The sequence below is a fragment of the Pelomicrobium sp. G1 genome (assembly GCF_051905455.1).
In the GTDB taxonomy this organism is placed as follows: Bacteria; Pseudomonadota; Gammaproteobacteria; order Burkholderiales; family UBA6910; genus Pelomicrobium.
This window is the reverse complement of the sequence record NZ_JBQACR010000586.1, coordinates 1-237: the sequence shown is the minus strand read 5'-3', so window position 1 is coordinate 237 and position 237 is coordinate 1. Positions and strand designations below refer to the sequence as shown.

Annotated in this window: 1 protein-coding gene; it reads left to right on the top strand. The window is 68.4% G+C overall.

The genetic code is table 11. The features are described 5' to 3' along the window. On the top strand, window positions 1–237 hold a 237-nt coding region (locus ACTFO6_RS19730), incomplete at both ends, for a beta-eliminating lyase-related protein (RefSeq protein WP_439935989.1).

Sequence of the window (237 nt, the reverse complement as noted above, 5' to 3'; positions counted from 1 at the left end):
CAACGTCGAGTTCGTGGGCGCCCAGGCGGTGGACCTGCCGATCCCGCAGGCGCTGGACCCGGCCAGCCGGCATCCGTTCAAGGGCAACATGGACGTGGCGGCCCTCGAGCGCTTGATTGCAGAGGCGGGCGCGAGCCGCATCCCCCTGGTGATGCTCACCCTCACCAACAATTCCGGCGGCGGCAAGCCGGTGTCGCTAGAAAACGCGCGCGCGGTGAAGTCGGTGTGCGACAAGCA